Source organism: Sphingobium sp. SJ10-10, assembly GCF_036038995.2.
Classification (GTDB): domain Bacteria; phylum Pseudomonadota; class Alphaproteobacteria; order Sphingomonadales; family Sphingomonadaceae; genus Sphingobium.
In genome coordinates this window covers 250,952-272,208 of the sequence record NZ_CP158132.1, presented here as the reverse complement: position 1 = coordinate 272,208, position 21,257 = coordinate 250,952, and the positions used below count along the sequence as shown (strand labels likewise).

The 21,257-nt window shown below is 64.5% G+C and carries 24 protein-coding genes and 2 tRNA genes; 20 read left to right on the top strand and 6 right to left on the bottom strand.

All coding sequences use genetic code 11. The features are described from left to right. Nucleotides 1-80 precede the first annotated feature (80 nt). Both VVT58_RS01340 and VVT58_RS01335 read right to left on the bottom strand, forming a co-directional pair. A complete protein-coding gene (locus VVT58_RS01340) occupies nucleotides 81-305 on the bottom strand; it encodes a DUF6538 domain-containing protein (RefSeq protein WP_352000008.1) in 225 nt (74 codons plus the stop codon). A gap of 103 nt (nucleotides 306-408) precedes the next feature. Beyond that, nucleotides 409-483: transfer RNA gene (locus VVT58_RS01335), tRNA-Gln, on the bottom strand. 127 nt (nucleotides 484-610) lie between these two features. Between VVT58_RS01335 and VVT58_RS01330 the strand changes: the two genes are divergently transcribed. The 3 genes from VVT58_RS01330 (at nucleotide 611) to VVT58_RS01320 (ending at nucleotide 2,492) form a co-directional block, all read left to right on the top strand. Beyond that, nucleotides 611-1,132: a MarR family transcriptional regulator gene (locus VVT58_RS01330; RefSeq protein WP_327751897.1), complete on the top strand. Its 522-nt coding sequence runs from the start codon at nucleotides 611-613 to the stop codon at nucleotides 1,130-1,132. Nucleotides 1,133-1,204: 72 nt separating this feature from the next. After that, nucleotides 1,205-1,519, top strand: a complete 315-nt coding sequence (locus VVT58_RS01325) for a hypothetical protein (protein WP_327751898.1) — start codon at nucleotides 1,205-1,207, stop codon at nucleotides 1,517-1,519. Between the two features lie 82 nt (nucleotides 1,520-1,601). Next, a complete protein-coding gene (locus tag VVT58_RS01320; RefSeq protein WP_327751899.1) occupies nucleotides 1,602-2,492 on the top strand; it encodes a DMT family transporter in 891 nt (296 codons plus the stop codon). Between the two features lie 62 nt (nucleotides 2,493-2,554). Here VVT58_RS01320 and VVT58_RS01315 read toward each other — a convergent pair whose 3' ends face one another. Continuing rightward, a complete protein-coding gene (locus VVT58_RS01315; RefSeq protein ID WP_327751900.1) occupies nucleotides 2,555-3,310 on the bottom strand; it encodes an enoyl-CoA hydratase-related protein in 756 nt (251 codons plus the stop codon). 107 nt (nucleotides 3,311-3,417) lie between these two features. Here VVT58_RS01315 and VVT58_RS01310 point away from each other — a divergent pair, with 107 nt between their 5' ends. The 12 genes from VVT58_RS01310 (at nucleotide 3,418) to VVT58_RS01255 (ending at nucleotide 14,593) form a co-directional block, all read left to right on the top strand. Next, the gene (locus VVT58_RS01310) at nucleotides 3,418-4,407 is read left to right on the top strand and encodes a bile acid:sodium symporter family protein (RefSeq protein WP_327751901.1); all 990 of its coding nucleotides are present in this window, start codon (nucleotides 3,418-3,420) and stop codon (nucleotides 4,405-4,407) included. Nucleotides 4,408-4,412: 5 nt separating this feature from the next. Beyond that, nucleotides 4,413-4,928: a phosphoribosyltransferase family protein gene (locus tag VVT58_RS01305; protein ID WP_327751902.1), complete on the top strand. Its 516-nt coding sequence runs from the start codon at nucleotides 4,413-4,415 to the stop codon at nucleotides 4,926-4,928. A 95-nt stretch (nucleotides 4,929-5,023) separates the two neighbouring features. Next, nucleotides 5,024-6,181: an aromatic ring-hydroxylating dioxygenase subunit alpha gene (locus VVT58_RS01300; RefSeq protein ID WP_327752055.1), complete on the top strand. Its 1,158-nt coding sequence runs from the start codon at nucleotides 5,024-5,026 to the stop codon at nucleotides 6,179-6,181. Continuing rightward, the gene (locus tag VVT58_RS01295) at nucleotides 6,178-7,788 is read left to right on the top strand and encodes an NAD(P)/FAD-dependent oxidoreductase (protein ID WP_327751903.1); all 1,611 of its coding nucleotides are present in this window, start codon (nucleotides 6,178-6,180) and stop codon (nucleotides 7,786-7,788) included. Before VVT58_RS01300 ends, VVT58_RS01295 begins: the two co-directional genes overlap by 4 nt. A 39-nt stretch (nucleotides 7,789-7,827) precedes the next feature. Continuing rightward, on the top strand, nucleotides 7,828-8,838 hold the full coding sequence (locus VVT58_RS01290) for an aspartate carbamoyltransferase catalytic subunit (protein WP_066559261.1): 1,011 nt from the start codon (nucleotides 7,828-7,830) through the stop codon (nucleotides 8,836-8,838). After that, nucleotides 8,835-10,058, top strand: a complete 1,224-nt coding sequence (locus VVT58_RS01285) for an amidohydrolase family protein (protein ID WP_327751904.1) — start codon at nucleotides 8,835-8,837, stop codon at nucleotides 10,056-10,058. The genes VVT58_RS01290 and VVT58_RS01285 overlap by 4 nt, the downstream gene beginning before the upstream one ends. Before the next feature lie 68 nt (nucleotides 10,059-10,126). After that, nucleotides 10,127-10,202: transfer RNA gene (locus VVT58_RS01280), tRNA-Trp, on the top strand. A 169-nt stretch (nucleotides 10,203-10,371) separates the two neighbouring features. Continuing rightward, nucleotides 10,372-10,578, top strand: a complete 207-nt coding sequence (secE, locus tag VVT58_RS01275; protein ID WP_066559273.1) for a preprotein translocase subunit SecE — start codon at nucleotides 10,372-10,374, stop codon at nucleotides 10,576-10,578. 60 nt (nucleotides 10,579-10,638) lie between these two features. Further along, complete coding sequence (gene nusG, locus VVT58_RS01270; protein ID WP_037451561.1) at nucleotides 10,639-11,175, top strand: transcription termination/antitermination protein NusG; 537 nt, start codon at nucleotides 10,639-10,641, stop codon at nucleotides 11,173-11,175. A 276-nt stretch (nucleotides 11,176-11,451) separates the two neighbouring features. Further along, nucleotides 11,452-11,883, top strand: coding sequence for a 50S ribosomal protein L11 (gene rplK / locus VVT58_RS01265; protein WP_007709087.1), 432 nt, complete (start codon nucleotides 11,452-11,454; stop codon nucleotides 11,881-11,883). A gap of 4 nt (nucleotides 11,884-11,887) precedes the next feature. Continuing rightward, nucleotides 11,888-12,586 carry a 50S ribosomal protein L1 gene (gene rplA / locus VVT58_RS01260; RefSeq protein WP_066559275.1) on the top strand — a complete coding sequence of 233 codons (699 nt, stop codon included), beginning with the start codon at nucleotides 11,888-11,890 and terminating at the stop codon, nucleotides 12,584-12,586. A 261-nt stretch (nucleotides 12,587-12,847) separates the two neighbouring features. Continuing rightward, nucleotides 12,848-14,593 carry a DEAD/DEAH box helicase gene (locus VVT58_RS01255; RefSeq protein WP_327751905.1) on the top strand — a complete coding sequence of 582 codons (1,746 nt, stop codon included), beginning with the start codon at nucleotides 12,848-12,850 and terminating at the stop codon, nucleotides 14,591-14,593. A 125-nt stretch (nucleotides 14,594-14,718) separates the two neighbouring features. Here VVT58_RS01255 and ybaL read toward each other — a convergent pair whose 3' ends face one another. The 3 genes from ybaL to VVT58_RS01240 all read right to left on the bottom strand — a co-directional run bounded on the left by ybaL (nucleotide 14,719) and on the right by VVT58_RS01240 (nucleotide 17,033). Then, nucleotides 14,719-16,356, bottom strand: a complete 1,638-nt coding sequence (ybaL, locus tag VVT58_RS01250) for a YbaL family putative K(+) efflux transporter (protein WP_327751906.1) — start codon at nucleotides 16,354-16,356, stop codon at nucleotides 14,719-14,721. 76 nt (nucleotides 16,357-16,432) lie between these two features. Continuing rightward, nucleotides 16,433-16,573, bottom strand: coding sequence for a hypothetical protein (locus tag VVT58_RS01245; protein ID WP_327751907.1), 141 nt, complete (start codon nucleotides 16,571-16,573; stop codon nucleotides 16,433-16,435). A gap of 58 nt (nucleotides 16,574-16,631) precedes the next feature. Continuing rightward, nucleotides 16,632-17,033: a hypothetical protein gene (locus VVT58_RS01240; protein ID WP_327751908.1), complete on the bottom strand. Its 402-nt coding sequence runs from the start codon at nucleotides 17,031-17,033 to the stop codon at nucleotides 16,632-16,634. 247 nt (nucleotides 17,034-17,280) lie between these two features. Here VVT58_RS01240 and rplU point away from each other — a divergent pair, with 247 nt between their 5' ends. The 5 genes from rplU (at nucleotide 17,281) to proB (ending at nucleotide 21,254) form a co-directional block, all read left to right on the top strand. Continuing rightward, a complete protein-coding gene (gene rplU, locus VVT58_RS01235; RefSeq protein WP_066559284.1) occupies nucleotides 17,281-17,577 on the top strand; it encodes a 50S ribosomal protein L21 in 297 nt (98 codons plus the stop codon). Nucleotides 17,578-17,607: 30 nt separating this feature from the next. Further along, entirely contained in the window at nucleotides 17,608-17,877 is a 270-nt protein-coding gene (rpmA, locus tag VVT58_RS01230) for a 50S ribosomal protein L27 (protein WP_007683600.1), read from the top strand. Nucleotides 17,878-18,151: 274 nt separating this feature from the next. Beyond that, nucleotides 18,152-18,727 carry a GNAT family N-acetyltransferase gene (locus VVT58_RS01225; RefSeq protein ID WP_327751909.1) on the top strand — a complete coding sequence of 192 codons (576 nt, stop codon included), beginning with the start codon at nucleotides 18,152-18,154 and terminating at the stop codon, nucleotides 18,725-18,727. A 222-nt stretch (nucleotides 18,728-18,949) separates the two neighbouring features. Beyond that, nucleotides 18,950-20,050, top strand: coding sequence for a GTPase ObgE (obgE, locus tag VVT58_RS01220; RefSeq protein WP_327751910.1), 1,101 nt, complete (start codon nucleotides 18,950-18,952; stop codon nucleotides 20,048-20,050). 73 nt (nucleotides 20,051-20,123) lie between these two features. Further along, on the top strand, nucleotides 20,124-21,254 hold the full coding sequence (proB, locus tag VVT58_RS01215) for a glutamate 5-kinase (protein ID WP_327751911.1): 1,131 nt from the start codon (nucleotides 20,124-20,126) through the stop codon (nucleotides 21,252-21,254). Nucleotides 21,255-21,257: the final 3 nt, after the last annotated feature.

Here is a 21,257-nt window from a genome sequence, read left to right as displayed (position 1 = left end):
GTCAAAGCCAGGGGTGAGTTCAACATGGGTCAATTCTCAGTGGAAATATCACCCCTTCCTGGGTCAACTCTCAGTGGAAATCAACAATCCTCATCGCTCAGCATCGGCGCGCTTTCGACCACCACGAACAATTCCTCCGACCGCAGATACAGGCAGCACGACAGGAACCGCGCTTCTCCTGATTGGTGCGTGTGGAAGCTGCATGTCAATTCGCGGCGTGCCAGCCGTACCCGCAGCCCTACAGGAACCGCTCGCCGGAAGTGGTAAACGCCCCCGCGTCTGACCGTATTTGGGATGGCTCCCATCCGTACAAAGCCCCAACTTTGTAGCAGGGTTCTGTAGCAAATGCCCCACCACAGTTCCGGCGTCGTCCGAAAAGCCAGGTTTGGCAGTATGTTGGGAAAAACTTGGCTGGGGCGGCAGGATTCGAACCTGCGCATGGCGGCATCAAAAGCCGCTGCCTTACCGCTTGGCGACGCCCCAGCATCGCCGGACATCGCCGGCGCGGACCGCCATATAGCGTGTGCTGCGCGAAAGGAAAGCCTAGTCATTATTTTCCGAAACGGCCAATATGCGCCCCGCCCTTCCCTTCAGCCTGGAATTGTCCGGCATGTCCGCTCCGAATTCTCCATCAGCCGTCTCGACCTCCCAGATCTCGCCTGCTTCGCCGCTGTTCCTGCGCGAAGACGAGATTCGCCGGGGCATAGAGATGCTCTATTTCGGCTATTCCGCGCTGACCCGATCGATCGACGAAGGACTCTCCGCGCAAGGGCTGGGCCGGGCGCATCATCGCGCGCTCTATTTCATTTCGCGCCAGCCTGACCTTACCGTCAAGGATCTGCTGCGCCTGCTGGCGATCACCAAGCAGTCGCTGGGGCGCGTGCTCAACGACCTGATCGAGCAGGGCTATATCGAAACCCGGCAGGGCGCCAATGACCGGCGGCAGAAATTGCTGAGGCTGAGCCCCGCCGGGGTGGCGCTGGAGGCAGAGCTGTTCCGCGCGCTGCGGGAAAAAATGGCGACCGCCTATGCCCAGGCGGGACAAGGCTCCGTCACCGGGTTCTGGCGCGTGCTGGAAGGGCTGATCCCCGATCAGGACCGATCGATGGTGTTCGGCCTGCGCGGCCGCTGAAAGATCGTTACGCAACCTTATCACCGCAGCAACGCTTATTAGACCTTCGTTGATGGCAAATGAGGGTAAACCATGCGCAAATCATTCCTGGCCGCCATGTCGGTGCTGACCGTCCTGAGCGCGTCCGCCTGTTCGGAAAAGGCCTCCGACAATCTGGAAAATGCAGGCTCCGCCATCGGCAATGATGTGAGCAACGCGGTCGACCAGGCGGGAGAGAAGATCGACAGGGGGCTCGACAAGGCAGGCAATGCGATAGACGAGAGTTCTGACCGGATGGGCGCGGCGATGGACAATGCCTCCCGCGATGCCGAACGAGAGGCGCGAGAGGCCAAGCGGGATGTCGGCTCGGCCATGGAACGTGCAGGCAACGACATCCGAAAGGACTGACCCGAACGGAAAAGCGCCACTCCCCGGCCCCGCAAGGGAGCGGCGCTTGACCTGAGCGGCCATCGGCAGCACCAGCGATGGCATGCATGGCGCCACTTCCGAAACACCCTCCCCCTCCCGGCTGATGATCGGACGCCCGGAACTTGCGCTGATCGGCGTCACCCTGCTGTGGGGCGGCACATTTCTGATCGTCCATCATGCGATGCGGCACAGCGGGCCGCTGTTCTTCGTCGGGCTGCGTTTCGGCACCGCCGCGCTGATGGCGCTGCCGTTCGCATTGCCCCTGTTGCGCGGTGTCACCCGGCGCGAATGGCTGGCCGGGACGATGATCGGGATCGGCATCTTCACCGGCTATTCGTTGCAGACATGGGGGCTTCAGACGATCGCCAGCAGCACGTCGGCCTTCATCACCGCCGCCTATGTGCCGCTGGTTCCCATCCTGCAATGGATCATCCTGCGCAGGCGGCCCCGGCTGGCGAGTTGGGCGGGCGTAGCGCTGGCCTTCATGGGGTTGTTGCTGATCGCGGCGCCGAAGGATGGATTGTCGCTGGGCCGGGGCGAGACGCTGACGCTGATCAGCACGCTCGCCATCGCGCTGGAGATCATCTTCATCAGCCTGTGGGCGGGCCGCGTCGACGTGGCGCGGGTCACGTTCATCCAATTGGCGGTGACATCCCTGCTGGCCTTTGCCTGCATGGTTCCGGCTGGAGAGGCGATTCCGCCCTTTTCCTGGACGGTGATGCTGTCGGCCTGCGGCCTGGGGCTGATGACGGCGCTGATCCAGTTCGTCATGAACTGGGCGCAGCAGAGCGTGTCAGCGACCCGGGCGACGCTGATCTATGCAGGCGAGCCGGTCTGGGCGGGCCTGATCGGCTGGATCGCGGGCGACCGCCTGCCGGCCATCGCCCTGTTGGGCGGCGCGCTGGTGGTCGCCGCCGTCATTGTCAGCGAAATCCGGTTCGAGAAGCGTTAGCGTGATTTCGCAGCAGGGGGAAGCCCCTGCTGCATTCCGGTTCAATCAGAACCGGAATGTTTCTAGCGCCGAAACACTGGCGGGCGCTTTTCGAAAAAGGCCGCAAATGCCTCCTGCGCCTCGGCGGAGCGAAGCGCTTCCTGAAACAGTCGCGCTTCCTCCTCGATTCGCTGGTTCAGCACGGCCGGATCGCCCTTCATCAGCCGACGCGTCGCGGCAAGCGCCTGGGGCGGCTTGGTCATCAGCATCGCCGCCTTCTGCCGCGCATGATCCAACAGGCTATCGGCCGGGACGATCGCCGTGACGAAACCCGCCTGATCGGCCGTCTGCGCGTTCATCGGTTCGCCCAGAAGCAGCATCGACGCCGCCTTGGCATAGCCGAATGTGGCGGGCGCCAGCAGGCTGGAGCCCGCCTCGGCCACGATCCCCAGATTGACGAAGGGCGTGATGAAGCGCGCATCGGGCGCCGCATAGACCAGGTCGCAGTGGAACAGCATGGTCGTCCCCACCCCCACGGCGAGCCCTTGCACAGCGGCGACCATCGGCTTTTCGAAGGCGGCGATGGCGCGAATAAAGGCGAAGGCAGCCTCCCCGCCCTGCGGACCAGCCATGAAATCCTTCAGGTCGTTGCCCGCACAGAAAGCGTCGCCCTTCCCGGCGAAAAGCACGACGCCGATCTCGTCCCGCGCGGACGCATCGGCCAGCGCGGCGGTCATGGCACGGTACATGGCGGCGGTCAGCGCATTCTTCTTGTCCGGCCGGTCGATGTGGATTTCGATGACGCCCTGATTTTCGACGATGGCGATCCCTTCGCTCACGGCCAGACTCTCCTTCACTTTTGGCTGCGTTGATTGACCGGGCGACTGTTGGCCGATCGGCGCTGGCACGTCTATTCTTTTTCGACCATCCTGCCTAAAGCCGAGCCATGCAACGCCTGCGCGAGATTCTGGACCCTTTCCTGCTGCTGCTGATCTGCACGGTGGCGCTCGCATCCTTGCTGCCCGCGCGGGGCGAGGCCGCCGGTATCGCCGGAGCCGCCGCGGATGCGGGCATCGTTCTGCTGTTCTTCCTTCATGGCGCCAAACTGTCGCGGGAGGCGATCTGGGGCGGGGCCAAGGCCTGGAAATTGCATCTGGCGACATTGGGAACGACCTTTGCGGTCTTTCCGTTGATCGGCCTTGCGACGCAGCAGGTGGCGGCGATTCCCCCTTCGATGCGCGCGGGATTGCTGTTCCTGACCCTGCTGCCGTCCACGGTGCAGTCCTCCATCGCCTTTACCGCGATTGCGCGGGGCAATGTCGCCGCCGCGGTGGTGAGCGCATCCTTTTCCAATCTGCTGGGCATCGCGCTGACGCCGGCGCTGGTCGCCCTGATGATGGAGAAAAGGGGAACGGGAAATCTGATTTCGCTGTCCTCGATCGAGGACATAGTGCTGCAATTGCTGCTGCCCTTTGTCGTGGGACATCTGGCGAGGCCATGGATCGGCGGCTTCGTGAACCGGCACAGGGCGATGCTGGGCCGGGTGGATCGCGGGTCTATCCTGCTGGTGGTCTATTCCGCGTTCAGCGCGGCCGTCGTGGAGGGACTGTGGCACAAAGTGTCGCGGGGCGAACTGCTGCTGCTGGCGGCGCTGTGCATCGCGATCCTGATCGTCGTGCTGCTCTTCACCTTCTTATTGGGGCGGCTGATGGGCCTTTCGCGGCAGGATGCGATCGTGCTGCAATTTTGCGGATCGAAGAAAAGCCTGGCGACGGGCGTGCCGATTGCCGGCGTGCTCTTCCCGGCCAGCGCGGTCGGACCGATTCTGCTGCCGGTCATGCTGTTCCACCAGATACAGTTGATGGCCTGCGCGGTGCTGGCGCGGCGCTATGGCGCGGCGGCGGACGAGCGGGCCCGTCTGGCTACGGCAGGCTGAAGACGGTGGACCAGCCGATATTGACGCCGGTGACCATGGAGAAATTTCTCGGCCAGATCGATGCGTTGGCGGGTGGGCTGGCGGCTTCGGGATGGCGGCCGGATTATCTGGTCGGCATCGGGCGCGGCGGACTGGTGCCCGCCACCTATCTCAGCCATGCGACCGGGCTGGCGATGCTGTCGGTCGATCTGTCGGTGAAGCTGCCGGATTTCGCGGAAGCGCTGCTAGCGAAGCTGGCGCAACGCGCCATGGCCGGAGACAAGCTGCTGTTCGTCGACGACATCAACGATAGCGGGCGAACGATCAATGCGGTGCGGGACGCCATGACGGCGGCTCCGGCTGAGGCGGTGCGCTTTGCCGTTCTGATGGACAATGTCCGGTCGGCGGCGGCGGTGGACTATCGCGCGGAAGCGATCGACCGGGCGGTGACCAAGGACTGGTTCGTCTTTCCCTGGGAAGCCGTGGCAAGCCGGGAGAGCATATTGGCCGATTGGGGCGATGTGCCGGAAAGGACACAGTAGCTTTCCAAAGGACGGAGTTTCCCGCCGCCCTTGTTGCCCGCGAACCGTTACTGTTATACGAATGTATAACTTCGGCGACTGTGGGGCTCGCGATAATGGACGGCAGCGGGCAAGAGGATGATCCCGACGCGGCATGGAGCCTGCCCGGCTGGACCTATCGCGATCCCGAATTTTTCCATGCCGAACTGCATCGGGTGTTCCGGCCATCCTGGCAGATCGCAGCGCATGAAAGCGACATCCCCTCCCCCGGCGACTTCCATCGGCTGGATTATATCGGGGAAAGCGTCATCCTGATGCGGGGCGAGGATCAGGCCATCCGCGCCTTCACCAATGTCTGCCGCCATCGCGGGGCGCGGATCATTGATGCGGCGTCAGGCTGCGCAAGGAAGCTCACCTGCCCCTATCATGGCTGGACCTATGACAGCGGCGGGCGGCTGACCGGAGTGCCGATGGGGGCGAGCTATGCCTTCGACATAGCCGATCATGGGCTGGCGACCGTGGAAGTCGAAAATTTCCACGGCTTCCTGTTCGTGCGGCTGGAGGATGATGGCGGGCCTTCCGTGGCGGAGATGCTGGCGCCTTATCTGAGCGAGATTGCAGCCTATCGCTTCGAGGAATTGCGGGCGCTCGGGCGAGTGACGCTGCGCCCGCGGGCGGTGAACTGGAAAATCGTCGGAGACAATTATTCGGACGGGCTGCATATCGCGGTGGCGCATCCGGGGCTGAAGCGGCTGATGGGCGATGGCTATGGCGTCGAGGCAAGCACATATGCCGACAGGATGTGGGGACCGATCCTCGACCGGCCTTCCAGCCACCTTTCCGAGCGGGCCTATCAGCATTTCCTGCCGCGCATACCGCATCTGGGGGATGAGCGGCAGCGGCTTTGGGCCTATTTCAAGCTGTGGCCCAATATCGCTTTCGACATATATCCCGACCAGATCGATTTCATGCAGTGGTTGCCGCTGTCTCCGACGCAGACGCTGATTCGGGAGATTCCCTATGCGATTCCTGATAAGCGCCGGGAAATGAGGGCGGCGCGCTATCTTAACTGGCGGATCAACCGGCAGGTCAATGCAGAGGACAGGACATTGATCGATCGGGTGCAAGCGGGCGTGGCTTCGGAAAGCTTTACCGTGGGGCCACTGTCCGATCAGGAGGTGGCGCTCCGGCATTTTTGCAAGCGGATGCGGCAGATCATTCCGCAGGCGCGGCTGCATCGGGCGCCGGCGGCTGGATGGAGCCGGGCCGCATGACGAAACGCTATGACGCCGTCATCATCGGGGGCGGGCATAATGGCCTGGTCTGCGCCTTCTATCTGGCGCGGGCGGGGTACAAGGTGCGCATCCTCGAACGGCGCGCCATCGTCGGCGGCGCCGCCGTCACCGAGGAGTTCCACCCCGGCTTCCGCAATTCGACGGCGAGCTATACCGTCAGCCTGCTCCATCCCAGGGTGATCCGCGACATGGCATTGGCCGAACATGGCTATCGCGTGATCGAGCGCCCCATCAGCAATTTCCTGCCGCAACCCGACGGCCGCTATTTGAAGCTGGGCGGCGGGGTCGATCGGACGCAGGCCGAATTCGCCAAGTTCAGCGCGAAGGACGCCGCCACCCTGCCCGCTTATTATGATGCGCTGGAGGTGGTCGCGGACGTGCTGCGCGACATGGTCCTGAAGGCGCCGCCCAATGCGGGCGATGGGCTGGCGATGGTGGTCGCCGCGCTCCGGCAGGGACGGCGGATCGGCAGGCTGCCGCTGGAACAGCAGCGCGACGTGCTGGACCTGTTCACCAAATCGGTGCGCGGCTTTCTGGACGGCTGGTTCGAGAGCGAGGCGGTGAAGGCCGCCTTCGGCTTCGACGCGGTGGTGGGCAATTATGCCTCGCCCGATACGCCTGGCAGCGCCTATGTGCTGCTGCACCATGTCTTCGGAGAGGTGAACGGGAAGAAAGGCGTCTGGGGCCATAGCGTCGGCGGCATGGGGTCGATCACCCGGATCATGGCGCAGGTGGTGCGCGCCATGGGAGTGGAGATCAGCCTGGAAGCGCCGGTCGCGTCGGTGCTGGTCGACGGAAAGCGCGCCGTCGGCGTCCGGCTGGAAAGCGGCGAGGAGGTGCTGGGCAAGACCGTCATCGCCAATGTCGGGCCGAAGCTGCTCTATGAACGGCTGATGGACCCCGGCGACCTGCCGGACGATTTCCTGAAGCGCATCCGGGGGTTCAAGACGGCTTCCGGCACCTTCCGCATGAATGTGGCGCTGTCGGCGCTGCCGGACTTTTCCTGCCTGCCAGGCGTGGGCGAGCATCACCAGTCGGGGATCATCATCGCGCCGACGCTGGATTATATGGACCGCGCCTTCATGGATGCGAAGCGCGATGGCTGGTCGCGCGAGCCAATCATCGAGATGCTGATTCCTTCGACGGTCGACGAGAGTCTCGCCCCGCACGGATGCCATGTGGCGAGCCTCTTCTGCCAGCAATTCGCGCCGGTTTTGCCGGAGGGCCGCAGTTGGGATGATGAGCGCGAAGCGGCGGCGGACCATATCATCGCGACGGTCGATGCCCATGCGCCCGGCTTCGCGCGTTCAGTGATCGCGCGGGACATACTCTCGCCGCTCGATCTGGAGCGGAAATTCGGGCTGGTGGGCGGCGACATCATGCACGGCAATATGACGCTGGACCAGCTTTGGGCGGCGCGGCCGGTGCTGGGGCATGGGGCGTATCGCGGGCCGTTGAAGGGGCTCTATATGTGCGGCGCCGGGACGCATCCGGGCGGCGGCGTGACCGGCGCGCCGGGGCATAATGCGGCGCGAGAAGTGATGAAGGACGGAACGCTGCTGGGGCGGTGGTTCGGGCGCGCTTGAGCTTGCCCTCGCCCCCACCCTCGCCTAAAGGGTCGGTTCATGCCCGACATCATCGTTCCATCCGCCCAGTCCGATCTTAAAGGGGGCGACCTGACTGGCCGGGCGTTGTTTCCGCATCGGCATCTGCTGTCCATCGCGGACCTCAAGCCCTGGGAAATCCGTTTCCTGCTCGATGAGGCGGAACATTGGGCGAAGAGCAACCGGGGCGGCGCGCGCAAGCATGACGATCGCCTGGCGGGCATGACCCAGATCAACGCCTTTTTCGAAAATTCGACGCGCACGCTGCTGTCCTTCGAGATTGCGGGCAAGCGGCTGGGCGCGGACGTGGTCAACATGGCGGCGGCCACGTCCAGCGTGAAGAAGGGCGAGACGCTGATCGACACCGCCATGACGCTCAATGCCATGGCCGCCGACGTGATCGTCATCCGCCATGCCAGTTCGGGCGCGGTCGCGCTGATCGCGGACAAGGTGGACTGTCCGGTGCTGAACGCGGGCGACGGCTGGCACCAACACCCGACACAGGCCTTGCTCGATGCGCTGACCATCCGGCGGCGCAAGGGCGGGTTCGAGGGGCTGATCGTGGCGATCTGCGGCGACGTGCTGCACAGCCGGGTGGCGCGGTCGAACATGCTCTGCCTCGCCGCGCTGGGCGCGCAGGTGCGGGCGGTGGCGCCGCCAACGCTGATGCCGCCCGAGGTCGAGATGCTGGGCGCGACGCCATACACCCGCATGGACGAAGGGCTGGAGGGCGCCGACGTGGTGATGATGCTGCGGCTCCAGAATGAGCGCATGGACGGGGCTTTCATCCCCTCGGCGCGGGAATATCATATGTTCTACGGGCTGACGCCCGAGCGGCTCGCCATCGCCAAGCCCGATGCGCTGGTGATGCATCCTGGCCCCATGAACCGGGGCGTCGAGATTTCAAGCGTGGTGGCCGATCATCCCGAGCGCTCCGCGATTACCGAGCAGGTGGAAATGGGGGTCGCCATTCGCATGGCCTGTCTGGACGTGCTGACAAGAGGCGCGCGGGGTGTGGAGGGATGGCAATGACAAAGCTCGCCATCATCAACGGGAAGCTGGCCGATCCGGCAGGCAAGGATATCGGCAGCGGCGTCATCCTGATCGAAGGCGACCGGATCGTCGCGGCGGGCGATGTGGCCGTGCCGAAGGATGCGGAGGCGATCGATGCGGGCGGACTGGTGGTCGCGCCGGGGCTGATCGATCTGGGCGTCTTTGCGACCGACAAGCCTGCCTTTCATTTCGGCGGGATCACGCGAGCGGCGCTGATGCCGGACCAGTCCTCCCCTCTGGACGATGCAGGCCTCATCCGGCAGGCGACGCGGGCGGGGAAACCGGATTTCTGGGTGCACCCCATCGCTGCGGCGACGCGAGACCTCAAAGGCACCGAACTGGCCGAGATCGGCATGATGCAGGCGGCAGGCGCCAAGGCTGTCGGCACCGGACGCCAGTGGATCGCGGATTCGGGCGTGATGATGCGGGTGCTGTCCTATGCTTCCGGCCTGGGGCTGACCGTCATCACCCATGCCGAGGATGGCGGGCTGGCAGGCAAGGCCGTGGCGACCAGCGGGGAGACGGCGACGCGCCTTGGCCTGCCGCACGCACCCGCCTGCGCCGAAGCCATGGCCATCGCCCGCGACATCATGCTGGCGCGGGCGACGTGCGCGGCGATCCACTTCCGGCTGGTGACGACCAAGGCGGGCTTCGACCTGATCCGCGCCGCCAAGGCCGAAGGGCTGAAGGTAACGTGCGGCATCAGCCCGGCCTATCTGTTCCTGGCCGACAATGCCGTGACCGATTTCCGCACCTTTGCGCGACTCTCGCCGCCGCTGCGGTCGGAGGACGACCGCAAGGCATCGATCGCGGCGGTGGCCGACGGCACGGTCGACGTCATCACCTCCAGCCACGATCCGCGCGGACCGGAGGACAAGCGCCTTCCCTTCGCGGACGCTTCGCCGGGCATGGCAGGGGCGGAAACGCTGCTTGCGCTGTCGCTCAATCTCGTGCGCGAAGGACATGTGTCGCTGGGTCGCCTGATGACCCTGCTCAGCGCCAATCCGGCGAAGATTCTGGGCGTCAATGCGGGCAGCTTCGCGCCGGGCAGCGCGGCGGACCTGATCTTTGTCGATCCCGACATGCCGTGGATCGTCGATTCGACGAAAATGGCCGCGCAGGCAGGGAATACGCCCTTCAATCGCATGCCTGTGCAGGGCCGCGCGCGCAAGATCATGAAGGGTGGCGTTTTCCTCTGATTTCTCCCCTTGCCCTCCCAGGCGGGCCACGCTAAAGCGCCCTCCTTCGCTGGCACAGGCCAAAGTGCAGGAGTGTAGCTCAGCTGGTAGAGCGTCGGTCTCCAAAACCGAATGCCGGGGGTTCGAGTCCCTCCACTCCTGCCAAAGATTTTGCCGCGAAACCTTGATAAACCAAGGGTTCGCGGCTAAGTGCGCAGGCGAAGATGGGTCGCGGAGCAGGCGGCCGCACCCCCGGACGCCAATATGGGCGGGATCGGGAGGGCGGACTGTTGCTTCGCGCTTTGGTGTTTGTTCGAAGGGTTTGAGACAGGCGATGGCGAAGGTTTCTCCGGGCGAATTCGTCAATCAGGTGCGGACCGAAGCCAACAAGATCGTGTGGCCCACCAGCCGCGAAACGATCATGACTGGCGTGATGGTGGTCATCATGACCTCGCTGCTGGGACTCTTCTTCTTCGGCATCGACACCTTCTTCGGTGCGATCGTGCAATGGCTGCTGGCCTTCGCGGCCGGTCAGGCGTGAAGTTTTTGATTGCCGCGATTTCCAAGTAAATCGCTCTGGTTGGGAGTTTGAGACGGTAACATGGCGCGCTGGTACATCATCCACGCCTATTCGGGCTTCGAGAACAAGGTCAAGGAATCGATCCTGTCCGAAGCCGAGCGCATGGGCCTCTCCCAACTGGTCGAGCAGGTGGAAGTCCCCACCGAGACCGTGACCGAGGTGAAGCGCGGCAAGAAGGTGCAGGTCGAGCGCAAGTTCATGCCCGGCTACGTCCTCGCCAAGCTGGCGATGAACGACGACATCTACCACCTCGTCAAGAACACGCCGAAGGTGACGGGTTTCCTGGGTTCGTCGGGCAAGCCGCAGGCGATCAGCGAGGCCGATGCCGCCCGCTATTTCGGCGCCCAGAAGGAAGCCGAGGCCGCGCCCAAGCACAAGGTCAGCGTCGATTACGAAATCGGCGACAGCGTCAAGGTGCTGGACGGCCCCTTCGCGAGCTTCAACGGCACCGTCGAGGAGCTGGATTTCGAAAAGAACCGGGTCAAGGTGTCCGTGTCGATCTTCGGCCGCGCCACGCCGGTCGAGCTGGACTTCGAGCAGGTCGAGCTTTCGAAGTAACGAATTTCCCTCTCCCGCAAGCGGGAGAGGGCAGCGAGACTTACCGAGCCGCAAGGCGAGGTTAGTCGCAGCGGGAGAGGGCATAGCCCCCTCTCCAAATCGGTCTAAGCGGCGAGCCGCCAAGACCTCCTATCCTGATCAGAGTCTCGTGCCTCTGATCAGCCCCAATGGGGCAAGGATAAATGCAGTGCGGGAGGGTTTCTTCGGAAACCCGTCTGACCGCTAAACTTGAACCGGGCGCGTCTTCGGACACGTCCAGCAACAGAGTGAGTGACAATGGCCAAGAAGATTACGGGCTATATCAAGCTCCAGGTGCCCGCTGGAGCCGCCAACCCCTCGCCGCCGATCGGTCCGGCGCTGGGTCAGCGCGGTGTGAACATCATGGAATTCTGCAAGGCGTTCAACGCCTCGACGGAAAAGATGGAAAAGGGCACCCCGCTGCCGACCATCATCACCGTCTATGCGGACCGTTCGTTCAGCTTCGTCACGAAGCAGCCGCCCGCCACCTATCTGATCAAGAAGGCCGTCAACCTGAAGTCGGGTTCCAAGGAACCGGGCAAGGTCGTCGCCGGCAAGATCACCCGCGCCCAGCTGGCTGAAATCGCCCAGGCCAAGATGGTTGACCTGAACGCGAACGACATCGACGCGGCGACGAAGATCATCGAAGGCTCCGCTCGCGCGATGGGCCTCGAAGTGGTGGAGGGCTAAGACCATGGCAAAGCTGACGAAGAAGGCCAAGGTTCTGGCCACCGCCGTTGACAAGGAAAAGCTGCACGGCGTCGACGAGGCGCTGGGTCTGATCAAGACCCACGCGACCGCCAAGTTCGACGAAAGCGTCGAAATCGCGATCAACCTGGGCGTCGATCCGCGTCACGCCGACCAGATGGTCCGTGGCGTCGTCACCCTGCCCGCCGGCACCGGCAAGGACGTCCGCGTCGCCGTGTTCGCCCGTGGCGACAAGGCTGAAGCCGCGACCGCCGCTGGCGCCGACATTGTGGGCGCCGAAGACCTGCTGGAATCGATCCAGGCCGGCAACATCGACTTCCAGCGCGTGATCGCGACCCCCGACATGATGGGTCTGGTCGGCCGCCTCGGTAAGGTTCTGGGTCCCAAGGGTCTGATGCCGAACCCGAAGCTGGGCACCGTGACGCCGAACGTCGCTGAAGCCGTGAAGGCCGCCAAGGGCGGTCAGATCGAATTCCGCGTCGAAAAGGCCGGCATCATCCACGCCGGCCTCGGCAAGGCGAGCTTCTCGGCCGCCGATCTGCGCAAGAATTTCGACGCGTTCGTCGACGCGATCGTCAAGGCGAAGCCGTCGGGTTCGAAGGGCAAATATGTTCGCAAGATCGCCCTGTCGTCCTCGATGGGTCCGGGCGTGAAGGTCGACGTGGCGGAAGTCGCTTCGGTCTGATCTGACGGATTAAACTGATAGGGGAGCCTCCTTCCTCCATGCGGGGAAGGAGGCTTTCTTCTTTTGTGCTACATAGCCTGAACCACAAAGTGCTCCTGCGCAGGAGCACGGCATTTCAAACACCGCCGGGCACTCGCCCAGGAACGGTGTGAACTTCGGGGTGTGTGACCTTGCACCCCGGCTCCCGCAGCAGCCGGAGCACATCAGGTCATCCAGTATCCGTCGGGAATGGCGGGTCGCCTTTTACCGATGGAAAATAGAATGTCTTTCGAACACCTCCCCCCTCTCCTCTCCGACGCGCTGACGCGGAAAGGCTATGAAAATCTGACCCCGGTGCAGGCACAGGTCACCCAGCCCGAAGCCGAAGGGCGCGACCTGATCGTGTCGGCGCAGACCGGATCGGGCAAGACGGTCGCTTTCGGCCTTGCCATGGCGGGCGAATTGCTGGGCGAGCAGAGCCGCCTCCCCGTCGCGGGCAAGCCGCTGGCGCTCGCCATCGCGCCGACGCGCGAACTGGCGTTGCAGGTGAGCCGCGAGCTGGAATGGCTCTATGGCGAGGCGCGTGCCCGCATTGCCACTTGTGTAGGCGGCATGGACGCCGCCAAGGAACGCCGGGCGCTGAGCCATGGCGCGCATATCGTCGTCGGCACGCCCGGCCGTCTGCGCGACCATCTGGAACGTGGCGCGCTCGATCTTTCGGGCCTCAAGACCGTGATCCTCGATGAAGCCGACGAAATGCTCGACATGGGCTTCCGCGAGGATCTGGAGGAGATTCTCGACGGCACACCCGACGAGCGGCGCACGCTGCTGTTCTCGGCCACCATGCCCAAGCCGATCGTGGCGCTTGCCAAGCGCTACCAGAAGGATGCACTGCGCATTTCCACCGTCAGCGACGAGCGCGGCCATGGCGACATCAGCTATCAGGCGGTGACGGTTGCCCCCGCCGATATCGAGAATGCGGTGGTCAACCTGCTGCGCTATCATGAGGCGGAGACGGCGATCCTGTTCTGCGCGACGCGCGACAATGTGCGGCACCTGCACGCCAGCCTAACCGAGCGCGGTTTCGCGGCGGTAGCGCTGTCGGGCGAGCATAGCCAGAATGAGCGCAACCATGCGCTGCAAGCCCTGCGCGACCGCCGGGCGCGGGTCTGCGTGGCGACCGACGTGGCCGCACGCGGCATCGACCTCCCCAACCTCAGCCTCGTCGTGCATGTCGAACTGCCGCGTGATGCGGAGACGATGCAACACCGTTCGGGCCGCACCGGGCGCGCGGGGAAGAAGGGGACAGCCGTGCTGATCGTGCCCTATCCGCGCCGCCGCCGGGTCGAATCCATGCTGCGTGGCGCGAAGATTCCGGTCGAATGGGGCACCCCGCCGAGCAAGGAAGCGATCCAGGAGCAGGACAATGCGCGGCTGCGCGCCAGCCTGATGGAGAAGGCCGAGCTGGACGAGCAGGACTGGGCGCTGGGCGCCGAGCTGCTAGCCGAAAAGTCCGCCAAGGAAATCGCGGCGATGCTGGTGCGCAGCGCCCGTGCCGCCCTGCCCGCCCCCGAGGAGCTGCTGGATGCCAGCGAAGCGCCTGCGCGGCGTGACGGACCGCGTCCGGGCTTTGAGGACACCATCTGGTTCCGCATGGACATCGGTCGCAACCAGAATGCCGATCCGCGCTGGATATTGCCGCTGATCTGCCGTCGCGGGCATGTCAGCCGGGGCGATATCGGCGCGATCCGCATTGCCGCCAATGAGACGATGTTCGAAATTCCCTCCGCCATCGCTTCGAAGTTCGTCGGCGCGGTGCAGCGCACCGGCCAGGCCAATGACGAAGGCGCCGAAGTTGCCATCGAGCAAATCGAGGGCAAGCCACGCGAAATGGCGCGGGAGAATCGGCGCGAAGGACCGCATGGCAAGGGTCGGCCCAATAGCGAGCGCGGCCCGCGCCCACCCGCACATAGCCCGCGGCCCTTCAAGGGCGGCCCCAAGCGCGCTGGGCCTCGCAAGCCTCGCTAAAGCGCGCTGCGTTAAATCCGACGCAGGACGCGCGCACTAAGTTTTGTGATCGCATCGTTTTTGCGCACGATGCTCCAATGTAAAAGGGCCGCTCCTCGATGGAGCAGCCCTTCCTGTTTGCAGGGTCAGCCCGCGCCGCAGAGCGTCAGCATCTTGGCGGCCAGTTCGCGCTCGCCCATGACGACATGGGGGACGCCCAGCCCTTCCAGATGCGCGACTTCCGCGTCCGAATGCGCTCGGGCGATGACTTGGAGGTTCGGGTTCAGGCGGCGCGCATGTTGGTGGATCGCACCGCCTTCAAAACCCTCCGGCACCGCGATCAGCAGGCGGCGGGCTTCGCAAATGCCCGCCGCGGCGAGGTAGCGGTCCTCCAGCGCGTTGCCACGCACCACTGACAGGCCGGCCTCCTCCGCTTCGTCGGCGCGGTCGGCATCGCCCTCCAACACCACGAAGGGGGCTTGCCGCTCGGCCAGCCGGGTAGCGATCAGCTTGCCGACGCGACCATAGCCGACCAGGATGACATGGCCGGCGCGCGGTTTTTCCGGCGCCTTTTCCGGCTTCGCTTCCTCTTCATCCTCCGCCTTGTGGCTGCGCACGATAACCGAAAAGATCAGCGGGTTGAGGAAGATCGATACGATCGCGCCCGCGAGGATCAGGTCGCGCGCCTCGGCGGGCAGCACCCCCAATCCCGTGCCCAATGAGGCAAGGATGAAGGAAAATTCCCCGATCTGCGCCAGGCTCGCCGCGATGGTCAGCGCCGTGTCGCCGGGATGACCGAAGGCGCGAACGATGGCGAAGGCGGCGATGGACTTGCCGACGATGATGATCGCCACGGTGGCGAACAGCGGCAACGGCTGTTCGATCAGCACTGCCGGATTGAACAACATGCCGACCGAGACGAAGAAGAGCACCGCAAAGGCATCCCGCAAGGGGAGCGTTTCCTCCGTCGCCCGGCGGCTGAGCGGCGTTTCGCCCAGGATCATGCCAGCGAAGAAGGCGCCCAGCGCGAAGGACACGTCGAAGGCGACCGCCGCGCCGAAAGCGACGCCGAGGGCGATGGCAAGGACGGCGAGGCGGAACAGCTCACGCGAGCCGCTATGGACGACCCAGTGCAGCGCCCAGGGAATGACGCGGCGGCCGACGACCAGCATCAACGCGACGAAGCCCGCAACCTTGAGAAAAGTAATGAGCAGCGGCGCGAGCAAGGCTCCTGCTCCACCGCCCGCGTCGGCATTGTTCATGATCCCGGCCAGCGCGGGAAGCAACACCAGCGCCAGGACCATCACCAGATCCTCCACGATCAGCCAGCCCACCGCGATACGCCCCCGGTAGGTTTCGACCAGATCCGCCCCTTGCAACGCGCGCAGCAGGACGACCGTACTCGCCACCGAAAGCGAGAGGCCGAAGACCAGCCCGCCCATCAGCGGCCAGCCCATATAATGGGCAAGCCCCATGCCCATCAGTGTCGCCACGGCGATCTGCCCGATGGCGCCGGGCACCGCGATATTCTTGACCGACAGCAGGTCGCGCAGGGAGAAATGCAGGCCGACGCCGAACATCAGCAGGATCACGCCGATTTCCGCCAGTTCATTGGCCAGCCCCGCATTGGCGACGAATCCGGGGGTGAAGGGACCGACGATGATACCGGCGACCAGATAGCCGACCAGCGGCGATAATTTCAGGCGATGGGCGATGGCGCCCATGATGAAGGCAACGACAAGGCCCGCTACGATCGTTCCGATCAGGGGCGTGTGATGGGGCATAGAGTATGTTTTCCCTGGCGCCGCCGGCGGAGTGCACTGAGTTCGTGCGTCCCACCACCGGCAGCTTATCCTATTTTCATTCAGCGACAGCCAGCATGGCCGCCGACAGCAGCGCGCCGGCCGCGCCCAGTCCCGCCAGGACGGCAGGCATGAACCACCGGGGCGGGCGGCGGCGAGACGAATCGTGGTCGCCACTTCGCGATCTTCTGCGGGTCATGAAGAAGCTCCTTTTCCCTGACGGCGGTTCCCAAAGGGTCCGCCCTGAGAGCGATGCGTCAGGAAAAGGCAGGCGGCGCGCGGGCGCGCTGGCGGGAAAGCAGGTGGAAGGGCTTTGGGGACGGGAAAGAAGGAGAAAGGCGACGAGCAGGCAGGAGAAGCGCGGCGCCCGGCGGCAACGCCGCAACAGGCAGAAACCAGATCGCGGCGGACGCCAATGCCGGTGCCCGCCCATCGCCATCCGGCTCGGTCACCCGGAGCGCGATGGGATTCGCATCAGCGCGGGCCTTCAGCACGACGCTGGTGGTCGCCGGGTTGAAGGCGGAGCCGGTGATCCTACTGGACGGCGGCCCCAGGGGCGCCAGGGCGCTCAACAGCGCCACGCCGAGCGACAGCCACAGAGACAGGATGAAGAGCAGGCCGCCCGGCCCGGCTTCATTCCTGTATGGCGTCGGCGTCATGCGTGATAATATCCCTTCCGCGATGCAAGATAGGAACGGATGGGCCGAAAAACCAGCCCTGAAAGCCGGTCGGATGATGGTCGCATTTTCGAACCGAATGACGGCTTTGCCGCTAATCTGAAAATGCTCTTGCCGGTTGACAGAAGCGAGTCATTCCAGTAGCGGGCCACATTCCCGCGCGGGTCGGTAAGGGCTTCATGTCCTCGACGATCTGCGTAAAGCAGATTTGAACGAGAAGAGAAGAGCCATGTTCGCAATCGTGCGCACGGGCGGCAAGCAATATCGCGTCGCCGCCGGAGACAAGATCGTCGTCGAAAAGCTGGCCGGTGAGGCTGGCGACAAGGTGACCCTGGATGACATCCTGTTCGCCGGTGAAGGCAGCGACGTGAAGGACGCAGCCAAGCTGACAGTCGCCGCTGAAATCATAGCGCAGGCGAAGGGCGAGAAGGTCATCGTCTTCAAGAAGCGTCGTCGTCACAACTACCGCCGCAAGAACGGCCATCGCCAGAATCACACGATCCTCAAGATCGTGTCGATCGCCTGAGCCGCAGCTAAGTCACGAGGAGTTTGAGTCATGGCACATAAGAAAGCTGGCGGTTCATCGCGCAACGGTCGCGATTCAGAATCGAAGCGCCTTGGCGTGAAGAAGTTCGGCGGTCAGGAAGTGATCGGCGGCAACATCATCATTCGCCAGCGCGGCACCCGCGTATACCCGGGCCGCAATGTCGGCATGGGCAAGGACCATACGCTGTTCGCGCTCGGTGAAGGCCGCGTGGTATTCCACACCGGCAAGCTCGGCCGCAAATATGTGTCGGTCGACGCTATGGCCGAAGCAGCCGAATAACGGACGATCGATGACGGATCGTCCCTCGCAATCGGGGCGATCCTCCTGGCGGAACGGCTTTTAGTCCACCGTCAGCGTTCGAGGGAAACAAGGGGCGCCCCGTCCGGGAGCGCCCCTTTTTCCATTTGTCGGCGTCTCCCCTCATTTTCCCTCAAGCCTCTGGAACTCCCCCTCCCCCTCGCGCGTCGAGGCGGCGGGCCCAGCCAGAGACAAAGCGTCGTCAAGCCGTAACTTTTTGCGGCCAGAGGCGCGCCAGAAATCAGGAGACGTTTGAATGTTCGCCCGTACCCCTCGCCTGTTGCTGCGGCCCGGCTGGATGGAAGATGCGCCCGCCCTGGCCGAAGCGATCGGTGATCCTTCGATCCTGCGCAACCTGACGCGTGCGCCCGTCCCCTATGCGCAGGCTGATGCCGAGGCTTTCCTTGCCGCGCCGCAGGATCCGCGCCTGCCGCGCCTGCTGGCCTTCACCCGCACCAACGGCGCGCCGCGTCTGGTGGGCGGCTGCGGCATCCATCTGGAGGAGGATGGTACGGCGGAACTGGGCTATTGGATCGCCCGCCCTTATTGGGGCCTGGGTTTTGCCACGGAGGCCGCGCGCGCTGTCATGCACATGGCGCGGGCGTCGGGAATCCGCGATGTCCGTGCAGCCCATTTCACGGACAACCCGGCATCGGGCAACGTCCTGCGCAAGATCGGCTTCCGCTATACCGGACGGATCGAAACGCGCTTCAGCCTGGGCCGGGGCGCCGCGGCGGACTGCCTGATTTTCGAGGAAGGTGAGGCCGCGCGCATGGCGGCGGATTCGTCAATGGACCTTTACGGGGATTCGGTGCCCGCATTGGCCGCCTGATCCTGCAACACCGGGGGAAGCGACGGGCGCTGCTTCCTCCGTCCCCCTCAAAGGGCACCCGCTGGCGGCGCCAGGCGATTCGGCGCTGGACGAACCGATGACGGCTGGGATCGGCACCGCGAAATCGTCACGCGGCGGCTGGTTTTGGCGCTGACGGAAGAAGCGACCGCTTTTACTGAGCGCGTGGTTTAATTTCGCCGCATAAACCGCTATGGGCGCGCCATGCATTTTCTTGATCAAGCGAAGATTTACATCAAATCCGGCTGGGGCGGTCCCGGCGCGGTCAGTTTCCGGCGTGAAAAATATGTCGAATATGGCGGCCCGGACGGCGGCAATGGCGGCAAGGGTGGCGACATCATCTTCGAGGCGGTGGCGGGGCTGAACACCCTGATCGACTTCCGCTACACCCAGCATTTCAAGGCACAGCGCGGCCTGCCCGGCGCGGGCAAGAATCGCTATGGCGCGGGCGGCAACGATCTCGTCATCAAGGTGCCGGTGGGGACGCAAATCCTGTCCGATCCCACGCCCATAGAGGGCACGGAGGATGAAGACGGCTATCCTGAATATGAGGATCAGGAAGTGTTGGCCGACTTCACCGAGGTCGGGCAACGCATCATATTCCTGCGCGGCGGCGATGGCGGGCGCGGCAACCTGTCCTACAAGACCAGCACCAACCGCGCCCCGCGCCAGCATGGGACGGGCTGGCCGGGGCAGGAAATGTGGGTGTGGCTGCGCTTGAAGCTGCTGGCCGACGTGGGCCTGGTCGGCATGCCCAATGCGGGCAAGTCGACCTTCATCAACCAGGTCACCAACACCAAGGCGAAGGTGGGAGCCTATGCGTTCACCACCACCAAGCCGCAGCTCGGCGTCGTGCTGCATCGCGACCGGGAGTTCGTACTGGCGGATATTCCGGGGCTGATCGAAGGCGCCGCCGAAGGCGCGGGCATTGGCGACCGCTTCCTGGGGCATGTCGAGCGGTGCCGGGTGCTGCTGCACCTGATCGATGCGACCGGCGACGATCCGGTCGAACAGTTCCGCATCGTGCAGGATGAACTGGCTGCTTATGGCGGCGGGCTGGACGAAAAGCCGCAGATCGTGGCGCTCAACAAGGGCGATCTGCTGGGGCAGGAATTGATGGAGGACATTGCCGAACAGCTTCGGGACGAGGCTGACGTGGAGGATGTATTCATCATCTCCGGCGCGACCGGCGAAGGCGTACCGGCTCTGCTGGACGCGGTGCTGCCGCTGCTGGACCAGCCCAGCGACGATGAAGAGGAGGATGAGGCCGGTGAGGAAGGCGAGGCGCCGTGGTCTCCGATCTGACCGGCAAATCAGGCTCGCTTCGATCGCTACCCTCGCCCGCCCCCTCCCTGCAAGGGAGGGGAGGAAGATATAGATGACCCATTCCCTCTCCGGCTTTCCGCCGTCTCAAATCCGCCGTCTGGTCATCAAGATCGGGTCCGCGCTGCTGGTCGATCCGCAGGGACAAGTGCGCGAAGCCTGGCTGCGCACGCTGGTCGCGGATGTCGCGGCGCGCAAGGCTGCGGGGCAGCAGATCATCATCGTCTCCTCCGGCGCCATTGCGCTGGGCGCGCGGCGGTTGAAGCTGCCCAAGGGCGGGCGTGGTTCCCTGGAGGATGCCCAGGCGGCAGCAGCGACGGGGCAAATTGCGCTGTCGCAATGCTGGGCGAGCCTGCTGCACGAGAACGGCATCACAGCCGCACAGATGCTGGTGACGCTGGACGATCTGGAGAATCGCCGCCGCTATCTTAACGCCTCCGCCACGTTGGAGAGGCTGATGGCGCTGGACGTCGTGCCGGTGGTGAATGAGAATGACAGTGTCGCCACGGCGGAGATCCGCTTTGGCGACAATGACCGGCTGGCGGCGCGTATCGGACAGGCGGCACGGGCTGACGCAGTTGTGCTGCTGTCGGACGTCGACGGGCTTTACACCGCCAACCCGCATGTCGATGCGAACGCCATGCTGATAGAGACAATCGAGCGCATCGATGCGCGCATTGCCGGGATGGCGGACAGCGGCTCCGCCTCGGGCATGGGATCAGGAGGCATGACCTCCAAGATCGAGGCGGCGCGCATCGCCACGGGGGCTGGCGCGCATCTGGCGATCATCTCCGGCAAGGTGGATTCGCCGCTGTCGCATTGGAGCAATGGCGGCAAAGGCTCGATCTTCCTCGCCGCGCAGGCGAAGGGCGCGCGCAAGGGCTGGCTGGCCGGACGCCTAACGGTGCGGGGACGGATCGTGGTTGATGCCGGGGCCGAGGCGGCGCTAGGGCGCGGCAACAGCCTGCTGCCCGCTGGCGTGGCGCGGATCGAGGGGATTTTCGCCCGCGGCGACGTGGTCGACATATTGGCCGAGGACGGACGGGTGATCGCCCGCGGCCTGATCGAATATGACAGCGATGAAGCGGCGCGCATCGCGGGCAAGCGCAGCGAGGACATCGCCGCTTTGCTGGGGCATCTCCCCCGCTCCGTGCTGGTCCATCGCGATCATATGGCGATGGTCTGATCC